Annotated in this window: 16 protein-coding genes; 10 read left to right on the top strand and 6 right to left on the bottom strand. The window is 65.3% G+C overall.

All coding sequences use genetic code 11. The features are described from left to right. Nucleotides 1-13: 13 nt before the first annotated feature. On the top strand, nucleotides 14-838 hold the full coding sequence (pyrF, locus tag C0Z18_RS03245) for an orotidine-5'-phosphate decarboxylase (RefSeq protein ID WP_102643914.1): 825 nt from the start codon (nucleotides 14-16) through the stop codon (nucleotides 836-838). Between the two features lie 39 nt (nucleotides 839-877). Here the strand turns inward: pyrF and C0Z18_RS03240 are convergent, their stop codons facing one another. The 3 genes from C0Z18_RS03240 to thiL are packed head-to-tail and all read right to left on the bottom strand — an operon-like array spanning nucleotide 878 to nucleotide 2973. Next, nucleotides 878-1378, bottom strand: a complete 501-nt coding sequence (locus tag C0Z18_RS03240) for a CinA family protein (RefSeq protein ID WP_102643913.1) — start codon at nucleotides 1376-1378, stop codon at nucleotides 878-880. A gap of 52 nt (nucleotides 1379-1430) precedes the next feature. Next, entirely contained in the window at nucleotides 1431-1982 is a 552-nt protein-coding gene (locus tag C0Z18_RS03235) for a phosphatidylglycerophosphatase A family protein (protein ID WP_102643912.1), read from the bottom strand. Beyond that, nucleotides 1972-2973, bottom strand: a complete 1002-nt coding sequence (gene thiL, locus C0Z18_RS03230) for a thiamine-phosphate kinase (protein ID WP_102643911.1) — start codon at nucleotides 2971-2973, stop codon at nucleotides 1972-1974. The genes C0Z18_RS03235 and thiL overlap by 11 nt, the downstream gene beginning before the upstream one ends. A 151-nt stretch (nucleotides 2974-3124) precedes the next feature. On the opposite strand from thiL, the gene C0Z18_RS03225 reads away from it, so the two are divergent. From C0Z18_RS03225 to C0Z18_RS03215, 3 genes are all read left to right on the top strand, one after another. Next, entirely contained in the window at nucleotides 3125-5431 is a 2307-nt protein-coding gene (locus C0Z18_RS03225; protein ID WP_102643910.1) for an NADP-dependent malic enzyme, read from the top strand. Between the two features lie 340 nt (nucleotides 5432-5771). After that, nucleotides 5772-6224, top strand: coding sequence for a ribonuclease (locus C0Z18_RS03220; protein ID WP_102643909.1), 453 nt, complete (start codon nucleotides 5772-5774; stop codon nucleotides 6222-6224). Nucleotides 6225-6240: 16 nt separating this feature from the next. Next, nucleotides 6241-6801 (top strand): barstar family protein, encoded by a 561-nt coding sequence (locus C0Z18_RS03215; protein ID WP_102644025.1) that lies wholly within the window; start codon nucleotides 6241-6243, stop codon nucleotides 6799-6801. A 134-nt stretch (nucleotides 6802-6935) separates the two neighbouring features. Here the strand turns inward: C0Z18_RS03215 and C0Z18_RS03210 are convergent, their stop codons facing one another. Continuing rightward, on the bottom strand, nucleotides 6936-7676 hold the full coding sequence (locus C0Z18_RS03210) for a 16S rRNA (uracil(1498)-N(3))-methyltransferase (protein ID WP_102643908.1): 741 nt from the start codon (nucleotides 7674-7676) through the stop codon (nucleotides 6936-6938). Between the two features lie 74 nt (nucleotides 7677-7750). Further along, entirely contained in the window at nucleotides 7751-8611 is an 861-nt protein-coding gene (gene speE / locus C0Z18_RS03205) for a polyamine aminopropyltransferase (RefSeq protein ID WP_102643907.1), read from the bottom strand. A 255-nt stretch (nucleotides 8612-8866) separates the two neighbouring features. Here speE and tkt point away from each other — a divergent pair, with 255 nt between their 5' ends. After that, the gene (tkt, locus tag C0Z18_RS03200) at nucleotides 8867-10888 is read left to right on the top strand and encodes a transketolase (RefSeq protein WP_102643906.1); all 2022 of its coding nucleotides are present in this window, start codon (nucleotides 8867-8869) and stop codon (nucleotides 10886-10888) included. 129 nt (nucleotides 10889-11017) lie between these two features. Further along, a complete protein-coding gene (gene gap, locus C0Z18_RS03195) occupies nucleotides 11018-12028 on the top strand; it encodes a type I glyceraldehyde-3-phosphate dehydrogenase (RefSeq protein ID WP_102643905.1) in 1011 nt (336 codons plus the stop codon). Between the two features lie 140 nt (nucleotides 12029-12168). Here the strand turns inward: gap and fur are convergent, their stop codons facing one another. Continuing rightward, entirely contained in the window at nucleotides 12169-12597 is a 429-nt protein-coding gene (gene fur / locus C0Z18_RS03190) for a ferric iron uptake transcriptional regulator (protein WP_102643904.1), read from the bottom strand. 163 nt (nucleotides 12598-12760) lie between these two features. On the opposite strand from fur, the gene C0Z18_RS03185 reads away from it, so the two are divergent. The 4 genes from C0Z18_RS03185 to C0Z18_RS03170 all read left to right on the top strand — a co-directional run bounded on the left by C0Z18_RS03185 (nucleotide 12761) and on the right by C0Z18_RS03170 (nucleotide 15693). Beyond that, nucleotides 12761-13465 carry an outer membrane protein assembly factor BamE gene (locus C0Z18_RS03185; RefSeq protein ID WP_102644024.1) on the top strand — a complete coding sequence of 235 codons (705 nt, stop codon included), beginning with the start codon at nucleotides 12761-12763 and terminating at the stop codon, nucleotides 13463-13465. Between the two features lie 195 nt (nucleotides 13466-13660). Further along, nucleotides 13661-14458 carry a 4-hydroxy-tetrahydrodipicolinate reductase gene (gene dapB, locus C0Z18_RS03180; RefSeq protein ID WP_199189377.1) on the top strand — a complete coding sequence of 266 codons (798 nt, stop codon included), beginning with the start codon at nucleotides 13661-13663 and terminating at the stop codon, nucleotides 14456-14458. Nucleotides 14459-14497: 39 nt separating this feature from the next. Continuing rightward, complete coding sequence (locus tag C0Z18_RS03175) at nucleotides 14498-15184, top strand: MotA/TolQ/ExbB proton channel family protein (protein WP_102643902.1); 687 nt, start codon at nucleotides 14498-14500, stop codon at nucleotides 15182-15184. A 35-nt stretch (nucleotides 15185-15219) separates the two neighbouring features. Next, complete coding sequence (locus tag C0Z18_RS03170) at nucleotides 15220-15693, top strand: ExbD/TolR family protein (RefSeq protein WP_102643901.1); 474 nt, start codon at nucleotides 15220-15222, stop codon at nucleotides 15691-15693. Nucleotides 15694-15755 lie beyond the last annotated feature (62 nt).

Here is a 15755-nt window from a genome sequence, read left to right as displayed (position 1 = left end):
CCCACCATCTGTCATGTCCAGTTCCTACTCGTTCGTTCGCTCGCTGCGCGATGCCTGGCAGCGCACGAACTCGCTGTTGTGCGTCGGTCTCGATCCCGAGCCGTCGCGTTTTCCGGGCGCGCTCGCCAATCGCCCCGACAAGATCTTCGAATTTTGCCGCGACATCGTCGATGCGACAGCGCCGTTCGCCAGCGCGTTCAAGCCGCAGATTGCCTACTTCGCCGCCCATCGGGCCGAGGATCAACTCGAGGCGCTGATCGCGCACGTTCACGAAAAGCATCCGGGGTTGCCCGTGATCTTGGACGCCAAGCGCGGCGACATCGGCAGCACGGCCGAGCAATACGCGCGCGAGGCGTTCGAGCGCTATCGGGCCGATGCCGTGACGGTCAATCCATACATGGGTTTCGATTCGATCGAGCCGTATCTCGCGCATGAAGGCAAGGGCGTGATCGTGCTGTGCCGCACGTCGAACCCGGGCGGGTCCGATTTGCAGTTTCTCGAGGCCGGCGGGCGGCCGCTTTATCAGGTCGTCGCCTCGCTCGCCGCCGAGAAATGGAATGCGAGCGGCCAGCTAAGTCTGGTGGTCGGCGCGACGTTCCCGAAGGAGATCGAGATCGTGCGCGGCATCGTCGGCGAGATGCCGCTTTTGATTCCGGGCATCGGCGCGCAGGGCGGCGACGTCGAAGCGACGGTGCGCGCCGGGCGCACTGCCGCGGGAACGGGAATGATGATCAACTCGTCGCGCGCGATTCTCTACGCCGGCAAGGACGAAAACTTCACGCGCGAAGCGGCGCGCGTCGCGCAAGAAACGCGCGACAAGATCAACGCCTATCGCTGATCGCGCATCGCCCGATAACGAGCGCTCGGTCAGGCCGGCTCAGCGCTCGTTTTCGTCGATGTGCTTGAGCAGGCCGCGCAGCGCATGCGCGGCCGCTTGGACGCGAATCTGTTCGCGATCGCCCTTGAATACGAGCGTCTGAGCCGAGGTTTCGAGGCGATTGCTCCAAGCGAAGCAGACCATCCCGACCGGCTTCGTTTCAGTGCCGCCGCCCGGTCCCGCCACGCCCGTGGTCGCAAGCGACACCTGTGCTCGGCTGTTGCGCAGCGCCCCTTCGGCCATTGCCCGCGCAACCTGCTCGCTGACTGCCCCGTGCTTGTCGATGAGTTCGGCCGGCACGCCGATCATTTCGGTCTTGGCTTGATTCGAATAGGTGACGAAGCCGCGCTCGAACCATCCGCTGCTGCCCGAGATATCGGTGACGGCGGTGGCGATCATGCCGCCCGTGCATGACTCGGCGGTTGCAAGGAGCAGGCGCATTTCGCGCAGCTTGTTGCCGGCGCGCACAGCGAGTTGATGAACGACGGAGTCGGTTGCCATTGCGGTGATCTCGGCTGGGCGAAGGTTGCATGGCGCCGGGTGGTCCCGGCGGTCAGATGGTCATGCGCCACAGGGCGATGACGAGCAGCGAGAAGAAAGCGGCGACGAGATCGTCGAGCATGATGCCGAAGCCGCCTTTGACGCGCCGGTCGAAGTAGCGGATCGGCGGCGGCTTGACCATGTCGAAGAACCGGAACACCACGAACGCCCAGAATTGGCCGGCGAATGTTTCCGGCGTCACGAACACGAGCACGAGCCAAAACGCGACGATCTCGTCCCATACGACGGGGGAGGGGTCGTCCGTGCCGAGCCTGCGCGCGGTGAAACCGGTCATATAGATGCCGGCGACGAAGCCGGCGACGATCAGCACGGCCCATTCGATGACGGTCAAGCGGCCGTCGAGCGCGGCGAACGACGCCCAGGCGAACAGCGTTCCCACGGTACCCGGCATGATGGGCGAGAGCCCGCTGCCGAAACCGAGCGAGAACCAATGGAGGGGGTGCGACAGCATGAAGCGCGCGCTCGCGCGGCGCTTGGGGCGCGGCGCACCGGCGGTGGCGGCGGCGGGCGGCGGGCCGCCGGGAAGCAAAGGGTCAGGTTGCATCGAAATGGTCGAAGCCGTGCAGCGTCAAGGAGAGCGGCGCATGCCCGCCGTCGTGCCATTCAATCGCCGGCTCGTCGGTCGCATGACGCAGGGCGGATATTGTACCGATCCGCGTGACGGCCACGTTCGCGCGTCCGCCCGCGTCGGCGATGGCCTCGCGCGCGTGCGCGGGGGCCGTGAAGAGCAACTCGTAATCGTCGCCGCCGGCCAGCGCGCAGCGCCGCTGCGCGTCGAGCGGGAGCTTGCGCAGTGCGTCCGAGCGCGGAACCGCATCGACGTCGATCGATGCGCGCATGCGCGACCGCTCGAGGATATGGAGCAAGTCTCCGGCCATGCCATCGGAGACGTCGAGCGCCGAATGCGCGAGCCCCCGCAGCGCGAGACCGAGGGCGATGCGCGGCTCCGGCCGCTCGAGCGCGTGGCGCAGCGCGGCCGCCTCGCTCGCGTCGAACAGATCGTCCGGCCACTCACCGCGCAAGATGCCGAGCCCGGCTCGCGCGTCGCCGAGCGTGCCCGACACCCAAACGTCGTCGCCGGCCTGCGCGCCGTCGCGGCGCAGCGCGGCATGCTCGGGCACGTCGCCGAAGACGGTGACGCACAAGTTCAGCGGCCCGCGCGTCGTATCGCCGCCGATCAGCTCGCAGGCGAATCGATCGGCGAGCGCGAACATCCCTTCTGCGAACGCTTCCAGCCAGTCTTCGCGCGGCGTTTCGAGCGCGAGCGCGAGCGTGAACGAACGCGGCTCGGCGCCCATCGCGGCGAGATCCGACAGGTTCACGGCAAGCGTCTTGTGACCGAGCGCGGACGGATCGGCGTTCGGCAAGAAATGGCGGCCTTCGACGAGCATGTCCGTCGAAACGGCCATCATGTGACCGGGATCCGGTGCGATCAAGGCGCAATCGTCGCCGATGCCGAGTGCCGCTTTGGCGGGGCTCAGGCGCGCGCGTCGCGCGAAGAAGCGCTCGATCAGCGCGAACTCGGAAAGGGGCATAAAAAAGTGCTGTCAAGGTGAGCCGTTGCGGCGGCGCATCGACCCGGCCGGACGGACAAGGCCGTCGGGAGGGCAGGCGAATGGCGCTACAATGCGTCGAACACTCATTCTAATCCGCGTAACACCCAAACAGACTGGACTCACGAACCTCATGTCTACGAATCCCGCTGCCGCCAAGGCGAAGCTGCGCGAAGCCGCGCTCGATTATCACGAATTTCCGTCGCCGGGCAAGATCGCTATCGCACCGACGAAACAGATGATCAATCAGCGCGATCTCGCGCTCGCGTATTCGCCCGGTGTCGCTTTCGCTTGCGAGGAGATCGTCGAGAATCCGCTCAATGCGGCGCGTTTCACGGCACGTAGCAATCTGGTCGGGGTGGTGACGAACGGCACCGCGGTACTCGGCCTCGGCAACATCGGCCCGTTGGCGTCCAAGCCCGTGATGGAAGGCAAGGCGGTGCTGTTCAAGAAGTTCGCCGGCATCGACGTTTTCGATATCGAGTTGAACGAATCCGATCCGCATAAGCTCGTCGATGTGATCGCCGCGCTCGAACCGACGTTCGGCGGGATCAACTTGGAAGACATCAAGGCGCCCGACTGCTTCATCGTCGAGCGCGAGTGCCGCAAGCGGATGAAGATTCCCGTTTTCCACGACGACCAGCACGGCACCGCCATCGTGGTGGCCGCCGCCGTCACCAACGGCCTGAAGGTCGTCGGCAAGGACATCGCGAAAGTGAAGCTCGTGGCATCGGGCGCCGGCGCGGCCGCGCTGGCGTGTCTGGACTTGCTCGTCGACCTCGGCCTGCCGATCGAAAACATCCTGGTGACGGATTTGGCCGGCGTGGTCTACAAGGGCCGCACCGAACTCATGGATCCGGACAAGGAGCGCTTCGCGCGCGACACGTCGGCGCGCACGCTTGCGGAGGTGATCGAGGGCGCGGACATTTTCCTCGGCCTGTCGGCGGGCGGCGTGCTCAAGCCCGAGATGGTCAAGGGGATGGCGGCCAAGCCGCTCATCCTCGCGCTCGCCAATCCGACGCCGGAAATCTTGCCGGAGCTTGCGCTGGAAGTGCGTCCGGACGCCGTGCTCGCGACGGGCCGCACCGATTATCCGAACCAGGTGAACAACGTCCTGTGCTTCCCGTTCATCTTCCGCGGTGCACTCGATGCGGGCGCCACCACCGTCACGCGTGAAATGGAAATCGCGGCGGTCAATGCGATCGCCGAGCTGGCGCGCCAGGAGCAAAGCGACATCGTCGCGACGGCATACGGCATCCAGGATCTGTCGTTCGGGCCCGAGTACTTGATTCCGAAGCCGTTCGATCCGCGTTTGATCGTAAAGATCGCGCCGGCCGTGGCACAAGCCGCGATGGATTCGGGCGTCGCGACGCGGCCGATCGAAGACATGGAGGCGTATAAGCAGCACCTGCAACAGTTCGTCTATCACAGCGGCACGACGATGAAGCCGATCTTCCAGCAGGCGCGCAGCGTCGAGCCGGGCAAGAAGCGCATCGTCTTCGCCGAAGGCGAGGAGGAGCGCGTGTTGCGCGCCGTGCAGATCGTCGTCGACGAGAAACTGGCCACGCCGATCCTGATCGGCCGCCCGGCGGTGATCGAGCATCGCATCGAGCGCTACGGTTTGCGGCTGACGCCGGGTGTCGATTTCACGGTCGTCAATACCGAGCATGACGAACGGTATCGGGAATTTTGGCAAACCTATTACAAGATGATGTGCCGCAAGGGCATCAGCCAGCAATTGGCGAAGGTCGAGATGCGCCGGCGCACGACGCTCATCGGCTCGATGCTGGTCGAAAAGGGCGAGGCCGACGGGATGATTTGCGGCACGATTTCCACGCCGCATCGTCATCTGCACTTCATCAATCAGGTGATCGGCAAGCGCGAGGGGTGCACGGTGTTCGGCGCGATGAACGGTCTCGTGCTGCCGGGCCGTCAGATCTTCCTCGTCGATACGCACGTCAACGTCGATCCGACGCCGGCGGAACTGGCCGAAATCACGATCATGGCGGCCGAGGAAGTGCGCCGCTTCGGGATCGAGCCGAAGATCGCACTCGTTTCCCATTCGAATTTCGGGACGAGCAATGCGCCCTCGGCGCAAAAGATGCGCGACACGCTCGAGTTGATCCGCGAGCGTGCCCCCGATCTGCAAGTGGACGGTGAGATGCACGGCGATGTCGCCCTCGATCCGGCGCTGCGCCGCGAAGTGTTGCCGGAATCGACGCTCGAGGGCGAGGCGAATCTTCTCGTCTTGCCGAACATCGATGCGGCGAACATCGCCTACAACCTGCTCAAGACCGCCGCGGGCAACAACATCGCCATCGGGCCGATCTTGCTGGGTGCGGCCAAGCCCGTGCACGTGCTGACGGAATCGGCGACGGTGCGGCGTATCGTCAACATGACGGCTTTGCTCGTGGCCGACGTGAGCGCCGCGGGGCGCTAAGCCGCTCTCCCCGGGGCGGCGAAGAGAAAAAACGGCGTGCCCGTTGCGGGCACGCCGGGGGCGAAAAGAGAGGCTGCCGCCCCTAATGCGTGAAACGACGATCGCCGATCGCCGCAGCGAGGAGGCAAAGACTCGCCGCATCGGTTACCGTCGAGCGAAATCTTATCGTCAGAAAGATAAAAATTTATCTTGTTCGAGATAAATAGGACGACCAGAAATCCGGTGAAACGACGCTAAACCTTTCATTTTCCACACAAAGATTGCGTCGGAGTGCGGTTAGAGATACCCTTACACTTTTCGTGGTCGTCCTCTTTCGATCGAGCAGCAGGAACTCTGGCCGATGACACGCGCGGGAACACGCGAACGAGCAGCTAAGTGGCTTCGTCACGGTGCAATGGCGGCCTTTGTGGCCGTGGCCGGCTGGTCCGGCATTGGCCTGCCCGGCGGGCCGGCCATTATGTCCGTGGCTTCGGCGCGAGAGATGCCGCGTTCGCCCGCGGGCGATGCGGGCACGATCGAGCCGGCGCAGTTGCCGCCGGAGGCGCTTGTCACCTTGAAGCAGATCGCAGCCGGCGGCCCCTATCCGTATGCCAAGGACGGCGTCGTATTCGGCAATTTCGAGCGGCTGTTGCCGCCGCACCGGCGCGGTTATTACCATGAGTACACGGTCCCCACGCCGCGAGCGAGAAACCGCGGCACGCGCCGCATCGTCTGCGGCGGCCCCCCAAGGCGGATCGACAACTGCTTCTATTCAGACGACCACTACAACAGTTTCAAACGCATTGTTGAATGATATCGGGATGAACGGCATGAGCGACAACGTCTACGCGCACGAAACCGCAGTCGCGACGGATCTGTTCGCGGCCGGCGACGGCAATCTTTTTCAGCGCGTCATGCAACTGCGCATGACCGAGCGCGGTCAGGCCGCCGAGGGCGACGCGGCATCCCGGCATTCACCGAGCGAGGAGCCCATGAGCCTTTTCGCGACCGTGCGACCGAACATCGTCCAATCGATCCGGGCGTTTCGCGTCCAGGATCTCGCCGACGAGGCGAAGCGGCTGGAGCAGCACTTTCTGTTCGCTTATTGCGGGCAGGCGGCCTCGAAGCAGGAAGTGCTCGAAACGATCGCCACGTCGTTCTTGTTCCCCAAGCATTTCGGCAAGAACTACGATGCGCTTTACGACTGCCTGACCGATCTCGTGCATAAGGCCGGCGCTCAACCGGGCTTCGTCATCGTCCTCGAAGGTCTGCCGATCGCGCAAAAGTTCGACAAGGAAGGGCGCGAGACGCTGCTCGACGTGTTCCGCGAAGCGGCCGAGTTCTGGGCCGAGCGCAAGGTCGCGTTCCGCGTCTTTTATTCGTTCGCTTGATCGCCGGTAAGCGGCCGGCGCGCGCCGTACCGCCCGCGCCACCGCTTCCGCGCTCGTCAGTGGGCCCGCCTTCGCGCGGGCCTTTGCTTTTTTCGCACGTACTTAATTCGCACAGGCTCGATGCGGCCCGGATCTCACCACCCGCCCCAGCGCGCGGCGAGCGCGGCCAGCACCGCCATCCCGGCCGTTTCGGTGCGCAGCACGCGCGGTCCTAGCGATAGCGGGGCGAATCCGTGCGCGAGCGCCGCGTCTTCTTCCTCGCGCGAGAGCCCGCCCTCCGGCCCGATCAGCAAGATGACCTCGGCAGCCGGAGGTGCGGCGGGCAGCGATGCGAACGCCGTCGCGGCGCGCGGCGAGAGCATGAGGCGCATCGCGCCGTCATCGGCGGGCGCGGGCAGCGTCTCGAGCCATTTCGAGAAATCGCAGGCGGCATCCACATCGGGCAGGCGATTGCGTCCGCACTGCTCGCAGGCCGCACGCACGATCGCTTGCCAGTGAGCATGCCGGCGGCTCGCGCGCTCGGCCGACAGCCGCACGACCGAACGCGCGGCGGCGAGCGGCGCGATGCGTGCGACCCCGAGTTCGACCGCCTTTTCGATGAGCCAGTCCATCTTGTCGCCGCCCGCGATCCCTTGGGCAAGCGTGATGCGGTACGGGGGCTCCGCGTCGGCGGGCTCGAACGCGCCGATCCGCGCGAGCGCGCTACGCCGGCCGAGTTCGACGAGCTCGGCTTCGTGTTGTCCGCCGCGGCCGTTGAACAGCGTCAGCGAATCGCCGGCCGCGAGGCGCAGCACCTGGACGTGGCGAGCGACCTCGTCGGGCAGCGTGAGCACGTCGCCGGGCTCGAGGGGGGAGTCGACGAAAAAGCGGGGCATAAAGCGGCGTTCGTGAATCGGTGAATCGGTGGAAGGGGGCGGGCGCCCGGTGTTCGCGCACCGTGCGCCGGCCGTCAGCGCAAAGCGGCGCGGATGCCGCGCGGCAGCGCGAACAGCGCCGGGTGCAGCGCGGCGTCATAGTAGCGCAACGCGTCGATGCCGCGCGCCGCGAGCCGCTCGTCGATGTCGTGCTTGAACAGCGAGGCGGCGTCGAGCGTGTCGCTCGCGAGCGCCATGAGCCAGAGCGACCCATAAAGCGGCACGAACGCGGACATGACGTGAACCATCGAGAAGCTCGCGCGCAAACCGCGCAAGAGCGCGGCCGCGCGTTCGAGATGAAATTGGGCCGAACCGAGATGCATCGACAAGATCGCACGCGGCGCCAGCACCGCCTTCAAACGCGTGTAGAAGCCGGCGGTATAAAGCTCGGCCGCGGGCGAATCCGGCGGCGTCAGATCGAAGACGACGAGATCGAACCGTTCTGTCGTCGTCGCGACGAAACGCGCCGCGTCGCCAATGACGAGTTGGACGCGCCGATCGTCGAGCGCACCGTGATGCACCTCCTGCAAGTGCTCGCGCGCCATCCTGACGACGGCCTCGTCGAGCTCGGCCACGACGATGCGCTCGATGCTCGGATGCGCGAGCAATTGCTTCGCCGCCCCCCCGTCACCGCCGCCGAGCACGAGTGCCTTACGCGGATCGGGATGGGCGAGCGCCGCCGGATGCACCATGCATTCGTGGTAGACGAACTCGTCGCCGACCGAGGTCATCGGGCGGGCGTCGAGCGTGAAAAGCCGTCCGAGTTGCGCCGTCTCCCAGACCTCGATTCGTTGATGCGGCGAATCGAGCCGCGCGACGCGGCGCGCCCCGGGAAAGCCATAGACGGCGCCCGGCGCGGGGTGGAAAAAAAGGGGCGGATCGTTGCGGGAAGACACGGCTCGGCGGACGGTCGCAATCGGGTCGCAATGGCCGAATTATAGAACCGCCGTAGGGGCGCCACCGATTGCGCGCACCTGAGCGGTTCGGCAAGCAGCGGGGCACCATCTGTTAGAATGGCACGCTTTGCAGCCTGTCCGTTTGCTCCCTTCGTGTCGCGCCGCGGCAGGTGCCCCGCCCGCGCGGGCGGCGGTCGAATACGAGCAGCGGTCCATTGCGCGCCACGCTTTCTCGACTCGTTCTCCGGACTCGACATGACGACCTCGTCTCCCGCTTCCACCGCTCTCATGGCGAACGCGATCCGCGCGCTTGCCATGGACGCCGTCCAACAAGCGAACTCAGGCCACCCCGGCATGCCGATGGGCATGGCCGAAATCGCCGTCGCCCTTTGGGCTCGGCACCTCAAGCACAACCCGCTCGATCCGCATTGGGCCGACCGCGACCGTTTCGTGCTGTCGAACGGCCACGGCTCGATGCTGCTCTATTCGGTGCTGCATTTGACGGGCTATGACCTGCCGCTCGCGGAGCTGAAGAACTTCCGTCAATTGCATTCGAAGACGCCGGGTCACCCCGAATACGGCATCACGCCGGGCGTCGAAACGACGACGGGGCCGCTGGGCCAGGGCCTCGCGAACGCGGTCGGCATGGCGTTGGCCGAATCGCTGCTCGCCGCCGAGTTCAACAAGGCCGATGCTAAGATCGTCGATCACCATACCTACGTGTTCCTCGGCGACGGCTGCTTGATGGAAGGCATCTCGCACGAAGCCTGCTCGCTCGCGGGCACGCTCAAGCTGAACAAGCTCATCGCGCTGTACGACGATAACGGCATTTCGATCGACGGCCACGTCGAATACTGGTTCGCCGACGACACGCCCAAGCGCTTCGAAGCCTACGGCTGGAACGTCATCCGTCACGTGGACGGCCACGACGTCGAAGCGATCGATGCGGCCATCGCCGAGGCCAAGCGCGCGGACAAGCCCACGCTGATCTGCTGCAAGACCGTCATCGGCAAGGGTGCGCCGACGAAGGCGGGCGGCCACGACGCGCACGGCGCGCCGCTCGGCGCGCAGGAAATCGCGGCCACGCGCGAGGCGATCGGCTGGAAGTGGGAGCCGTTCGTCATTCCGCAGGAAGTCTATGCGGCATGGGACGCGAAGGAAGCGGGCGCCGAGCGCGAAGCGCAGTGGAACGACGCGTTCGCTCAATACCGCGCCAAGTACCCGCAAGAGGGGGCCGAATTCGAGCGCCGCGCGAGCGGCAAACTGCCGGCCGACTGGGCCGCGAAGGCGCAAGCGATCATCGCCGGCGCGAACGAGCGGGCCGAGACCGTCGCCACGCGTAAGGCATCGCAGCAAGCGATCGAAGGCTTGGCGGCGGCGCTGCCCGAATTGCTGGGCGGTTCGGCCGACCTGACGGGCTCCAATCTCACGAACTGGAAGGCGAGCAAGCCCGTGCGCGCGGGCGAGCACGGCATCGAGTGGGGTAACCACATCAATTACGGCGTGCGCGAATTCGGTATGAGCGCCGTCATCAACGGCATCGCGCTGCACGGCGGCTACAAAGCGTTCGGCGGCACGTTCCTGACGTTCTCGGATTACAGCCGCAACGCGCTGCGCGTCGCCGCGCTGATGAAGTCGCCCTCGATCTTCGTGTTCACGCACGATTCGATCGGTCTCGGCGAAGACGGTCCGACGCACCAATCGGTCGAGCACGTCGCCAGCCTGCGCATGATCCCGAATCTGCACGTTTGGCGTCCGTGCGACACCGTCGAGACGGCGGTGGCCTGGACGCAATCGATCGAGTATCGCGGCCCCTCGTGCTTGATTTTCAGCCGTCAAAACTTGCCGTTCGCGCCGCGCACCGATGCGCAAATCGCGAACATCGCCAAGGGCGGTTATGTGCTGCGCGATTGGAACGACGAGATCGTCGCGCGCAAGATCATCTTGATCGCGACGGGCTCGGAAATCGAACTCGCGCTCAACGCGATCGAGCCGCTCGCCCAGCAGGGCATCGCGGCACGCGTCGTGTCGATGCCGGCGACGACCGTATTCGACCGCCAGGATGCCGAATACCGCGAACGCGTGCTGCCAAAGGGCGTGCGCCGCGTGGCGATCGAGGCGGGCGTGACCGATTTCTGGCGCAAGTACGTCGGCTTGGAGGGCGGCGTGGTCGGCATCGATACGTTCGGCGAATCGGCCCCGGCCGGTGTCCTGTTCAAGCATTTCGGCTTTACCGTGGAGCACGTTGTCGCAGCGGCCAAGACGGCGCTCGAGTAACGATAGACTTCTCGGGAAGACGCAATACGGCTTTCCGGCACATCGCGAACGCGGTCCTGCGCTTCGCCCGTGTGCCGGAAGGCATGAGGTACGACGGTTTTTTTCAGCCCCAATATCAGGAGAACCATCATGACGGTACGCGTTGCAATCAACGGGTATGGCCGGATCGGCCGCAACACCCTGCGTGCGTTCTACGAGAGCGGCAAGAAACACGATCTGCAGATCGTCGCGATCAACGACCTCGGCGACGCGAAGACGAACGCCCATCTGACGAAGTACGACACGGCGCACGGCCCGTTCCCCGGCGAAGTGGCGGTCGAGGGTGAGAACCTCGTCGTCAACGGCGACAAGATCCGCGTGCTGGCCAACCGCAACCCGGCCGAGCTGCCGTGGGGCGAACTCGGCGTCGACGTCGTGATGGAGTGCACGGGCTTTTTCACGTCGAAGGAAAAGGCAAGCGCTCACTTGGCCGGTGGCGCGAAGAAGGTGTTGATCTCCGCGCCGGGCGGCAAGGACGTCGATGCGACGATCGTCTACGGCGTGAACCACGACACGCTCAAGGCCGAGCACACGGTCATCTCGAACGCTTCGTGCACGACGAACTGCCTCGCGCCGCTCGTCAAGCCGCTGAACGATAAGATCGGTCTCGAGTCGGGCCTGATGACGACGGTGCACGCGTACACGAACGACCAAGTGCTGACGGACGTCTACCACGAGGACCTGCGCCGCGCGCGCTCGGCCACGCATAGCCAAATCCCGACGAAGACGGGCGCCGCCGCGGCCATCGGCCTCGTGCTGCCGGAACTCGCGGGCAAGCTGGACGGCTATGCCATTCGCGTGCCGACGATCAACGTGTCGATCGTCGATCTGTCGTTCATCGCCAAGCGCGACACGACGGTCGAGGAAATCAACGCGATCATGAAGGAAGCCGCCGAAGGCCAGCTCAAGGGTATCCTCGGCTACAACACGGCACCGCTCGTCTCGATCGACTTCAACCACAACCCGGCGAGCTCGACGTTCGATGCGACGCTCACGAAGGTGGCCGGTCGTCTCGTGAAGGTGTCGAGCTGGTACGACAACGAGTGGGGCTTCTCGAACCGCATGCTGGACACGGCCATCGCCCTCGCGACGGCCAAGTAAATCCGCTGCGCTCGGCCCGTCGCGCCTTCATGGCAAGCGGCGGGTTCGGGGCTTGGATGTGAGAAGAGCCGCCCTAGGGCGGCTCTTCTCGTATCTACTTCATCGAACGTGAACTCGCTAGAGCGGGCATGCATCGGCGATCAATGCTTGCGGTGCGGGCACGCTTCCTTCGTGCAGACGCCGTAAAGCGCGAGTGCATGCTCCTGGAGTTTGAAGCCGCGTTCGTCCGCGATTTGCTGTTGGCGCTTTTCGATCTCCGGATCGAAGAACTCCTCGACGCGTCCGCAGTCGATACATACGAGGTGATCGTGATGCGAACCTTCATTGAGTTCGAACACGGCCTTGCCCGATTCGAAATTGCTACGCGAAAGCAGGCCCGCTTGCTCGAACTGCGTCAGGACGCGGTAGACGGTGGCCAGGCCGATGTCCAGCTCTTCGTTGAGCAGGTTGCGATAGACATCTTCGGCGGTCAGATGCCGAACGGCGCTGCGCTGAAAAATTTCAAGGATTTTGAGGCGCGGTAGGGTCGCCTTTAGCCCGATGTTTTTGAGATCGGTAGGATTGGTCATGGCTAGGCATCCCTAGAGTACAATGCACGATTCGAATAGTAATGGCTTTTTGCTGTTCCGGTCATCTTCGGTGAAACTCGCGCGGCCTGGCGCAACGCAAAAAAGGGCCCGCACGGTGAGTGAAATGAGTCCAAATTTTCTTATGAAGCGCGGGGGGAGTCACGTGCGCAAGCTGTTGATCGCTGCCTCGACGGTTGCGCTCGTGGCGGGATGTTCGACGTACGACAGCCTCACGCAACGCGTCGCTCAGAGCATTACGCCGTATCGCATCACCATCGTGCAGGGCAACTTCGTCTCGAAGGAAGCTGCCGCGAAGATGCACGTGGGCATGACGCGAGACGAGGTCAAAGCCGTACTCGGTACGCCGCTGCTCACCGACATGTTCCATAACGAGCGGTGGGATTACGTCTTTTACTTCAAGCGCGGCTCGACATCCGTCGTGCAGCAGCGCGATTTCGTCGTCAACTTCCAAGGCGATCAAGTCGTAAGCTGGTCGGGCGGCGACGATCTGCCGTCCGAGCTCGAATTGCTGGCCGACATCGACGGCGACAAGCTCGGTAAGAAGGCGAAAGCGAAGGCGATGGCCGCCGCGGCAGCCGCATCGGCCACGACCGCCGCGTCCGGCACCGCGGCGCAGGCCGAGCCGGCTACGCCGAGCAGCGAAGCGGCCAACACGCAGGCGGCGCAGGCGGCGAATCGCGCGACGAATCAGGTTCCCGCCACGCCCGAGCGGCAAGCGGTGCGCTCCGGCACGCCGTCGCCGACGAGCGGCCTGCCGAGCGCCACGCCGCAGTTCCAGTTCCACCGCGAACCGCAGCCGTCCTCGACCGGTAACGCCAATCCGGTGGGGCCTGCCGGCACGCAGTGAGTCTCCGCGCGCGGATGAACGGGCTCGGCTGATCGTTCGTTCTTCCACCGCGCCGTTCGTGCCGTCTCCGGTATGAACGCGTTCTACGGGCGGGCCGCGCCCGCCCGTTTGTGTTTCTTTCGAGGCGCAGCCAAGCGCCGTCGGCCGTCCTTGCGACGGGCGACCTGTCATTGAAAAGGGGTAGGTATGTCGCCGATGAAGATCGCTATCGCGGGCGCATCGGGCCGGATGGGCCGGATGTTGATCGAAGCCGTTTTGAACGATCCCGACACGACGCTCGCCGGCGCGCTCGATCGCACCGGTTCGCCGCACCTCGGCGAGGACGCCGGCGCGTTTCTCGGCCAACGCACGGGTGTTGCGCTCAGCGACGATCTGGACAGCGTCCTGGCGGCAGCCGATTGCCTCATCGATTTCACCCGCCCCGAAGGCACGATGGCCCACGTCGAGGCGGCGCTGCGCCATGGCACGAAGCTCGTGATCGGCACGACGGGCATGACCGACGTGCAGCGCGAGACGATCCGCGCGGCGGCCGAGCGAGTCGGCATCGTCTTCGCCGCGAATATGAGCGTCGGCGTGAACGTGACCCTGAAACTGCTCGAATTCGCCGCTCGCCATTTCGCGACGGGCTATGACATCGAGATCATCGAGGCTCACCATCGCCACAAGGTCGACGCGCCCTCCGGTACGGCGCTCGCGATGGGCGAGGCGATCGCCGGCGCGCTCGGCCGCGATTTGAAGGAGTGCGCGGTGTACGGGCGCCACGGCGTGACGGGCGAGCGCGATCCATCGACGATCGGCTTTTCGGCGATTCGCGGCGGCGATATCGTGGGCGACCACACGGTGCTGTTCGCCGGTACCGGCGAGCGCATCGAGATCACGCACAAATCGGCCAGCCGCGTTTCGTACGCGCAGGGCGCGGTGCGCGCGGCTCGTTTTCTCGCTGAGCGCGGCACGGGTCTGTTCGACATGCAGGACGTTCTCGGTCTGCGCTGATCCGGCGGTGCTCCGCTCTCGTTCGGGATTCGGATTCGCATGCAAAACACAGGCATCGTTCACTATCTCCAAGCGGGCGACGCGCTCACGCACGGCGTCGCTTACGTGCTGCTGGCCATGTCGATCGCCAGTTGGTGCTTTCTGATCCTCAAGGGTTGGATGCTCGGGCGAGCGAAGCGCCAAGGACCGCGCGCCATCGCGCTGTTCTGGCAGTCGGCGAGTTTATCCGAGGGCGTGCTGGCCTTGCGGGCCGCCGACCGCGAGCGCATCTTCGTCCCGCTCGCGCAGGCGGCGCTCGCCGCGGCCGAGGTGCATACGCCGTCCGCGATGCTCGCGCGGGTCGAGCGCGGCGAGCGCGTGTTGCGCGCATTGCGTGAGGCGTTGCTCGCCTCGCAGCGCCGGATCGAATTCGGTCAAGTGCTGCTGGCGTCGGTCGGCAGCACCGCGCCTTTCGTCGGGTTGCTTGGCACCGTGTGGGGGATTTATCACGCGCTGGGCAGCATTGCCTCGAGCGGGCAAGCCATGATCGAAAACGTCGCCGGCCCCGTCGGCGAAGCGCTCATCATGACCGCCTTCGGTCTAGTCGTGGCCATTCCCGCCGTCCTTGCCTATAACGTCCTCGGGCGCATGCAGCGGCAGTTGGCCGAGGAGCTGGACGGCTTCGCGCACGATTTGCATGCCTACGTTTGCGCGCCGGAGGGACCTGGCGCGCGGGCGCCGGGCTGATTCGCGCCGCGATCGAGGCAAGGAGGGCGATACGCATGGCATTCGGCGGATTCGACAAAGAGCGCTCGGCCGCGCCGATGGCCGATATCAACATGACGCCGCTGATCGACGTCATGCTCGTCTTGCTCGTCATTTTTATCATCACGGCGCCGCTGCTCACGCATGCGATTCGGCTCGATCTGCCCAAGGTCGCATCCGGGCCCGCCCCGCAAACACCGCAAACCGTCACGCTATCGATCGACGACGCGGGCCGGCTCTATTGGGACGGCCAGCCGCTCGCGCTCGACGCGCTGCGCGCGCGTCTGCAGCAAGCGGGCAAGGCCGCGCAGCCGCCCGAACTCCATCTGCGCGCCTCGCGCGCGACGCGCTACGACGTCATCGCACAAGTGATGAGCGCCGCGCAGCAGGCAGGGCTCGATCGGATCGGTTTCGTCACCGAGCCGCCGCCGCCCGGCACCGGAGCCGCCGCGCAATCCGCCCCTCCTTCGCCGGCCGTCAAGCAGCCGTAACGAGCCCCCTCCAAACGCACCGGCTCGCACGCGCCTGGGCGGTATAATCGACGCTTTCCCCA

This window comes from Trinickia dabaoshanensis, from assembly GCF_002879885.1.
Classification (GTDB): Bacteria; Pseudomonadota; Gammaproteobacteria; order Burkholderiales; family Burkholderiaceae; genus Trinickia; species Trinickia dabaoshanensis.
Note: the sequence above shows the minus strand (reverse complement) of the source record. Positions and strands in the feature narration are given on the sequence as shown.

What these genes read in the sequence shown, in the direction of transcription:
- pyrF (WP_102643914.1), top strand. Translation starts at nt 14, where the DNA reads ATGTCCAGTTCCTACTCGTTCGTTCGCTCGCTGCGCGATGCCTGGCAG.
- C0Z18_RS03240 (WP_102643913.1), bottom strand. Translation starts at nt 1,378, where the DNA reads ATGGCAACCGACTCCGTCGTTCATCAACTCGCTGTGCGCGCCGGCAAC.
- C0Z18_RS03235 (WP_102643912.1), bottom strand. Translation starts at nt 1,982, where the DNA reads ATGCAACCTGACCCTTTGCTTCCCGGCGGCCCGCCGCCCGCCGCCGCC.
- thiL (WP_102643911.1), bottom strand. Translation starts at nt 2,973, where the DNA reads ATGCCCCTTTCCGAGTTCGCGCTGATCGAGCGCTTCTTCGCGCGACGC.
- C0Z18_RS03225 (WP_102643910.1), top strand. Translation starts at nt 3,125, where the DNA reads ATGTCTACGAATCCCGCTGCCGCCAAGGCGAAGCTGCGCGAAGCCGCG.
- C0Z18_RS03220 (WP_102643909.1), top strand. Translation starts at nt 5,772, where the DNA reads ATGACACGCGCGGGAACACGCGAACGAGCAGCTAAGTGGCTTCGTCAC.
- C0Z18_RS03215 (WP_102644025.1), top strand. Translation starts at nt 6,241, where the DNA reads ATGAGCGACAACGTCTACGCGCACGAAACCGCAGTCGCGACGGATCTG.
- C0Z18_RS03210 (WP_102643908.1), bottom strand. Translation starts at nt 7,676, where the DNA reads ATGCCCCGCTTTTTCGTCGACTCCCCCCTCGAGCCCGGCGACGTGCTC.
- tkt (WP_102643906.1), top strand. Translation starts at nt 8,867, where the DNA reads ATGACGACCTCGTCTCCCGCTTCCACCGCTCTCATGGCGAACGCGATC.
- gap (WP_102643905.1), top strand. Translation starts at nt 11,018, where the DNA reads ATGACGGTACGCGTTGCAATCAACGGGTATGGCCGGATCGGCCGCAAC.
- fur (WP_102643904.1), bottom strand. Translation starts at nt 12,597, where the DNA reads ATGACCAATCCTACCGATCTCAAAAACATCGGGCTAAAGGCGACCCTA.
- dapB (WP_199189377.1), top strand. Translation starts at nt 13,661, where the DNA reads ATGAAGATCGCTATCGCGGGCGCATCGGGCCGGATGGGCCGGATGTTG.
- C0Z18_RS03175 (WP_102643902.1), top strand. Translation starts at nt 14,498, where the DNA reads ATGCAAAACACAGGCATCGTTCACTATCTCCAAGCGGGCGACGCGCTC.
- C0Z18_RS03170 (WP_102643901.1), top strand. Translation starts at nt 15,220, where the DNA reads ATGGCATTCGGCGGATTCGACAAAGAGCGCTCGGCCGCGCCGATGGCC.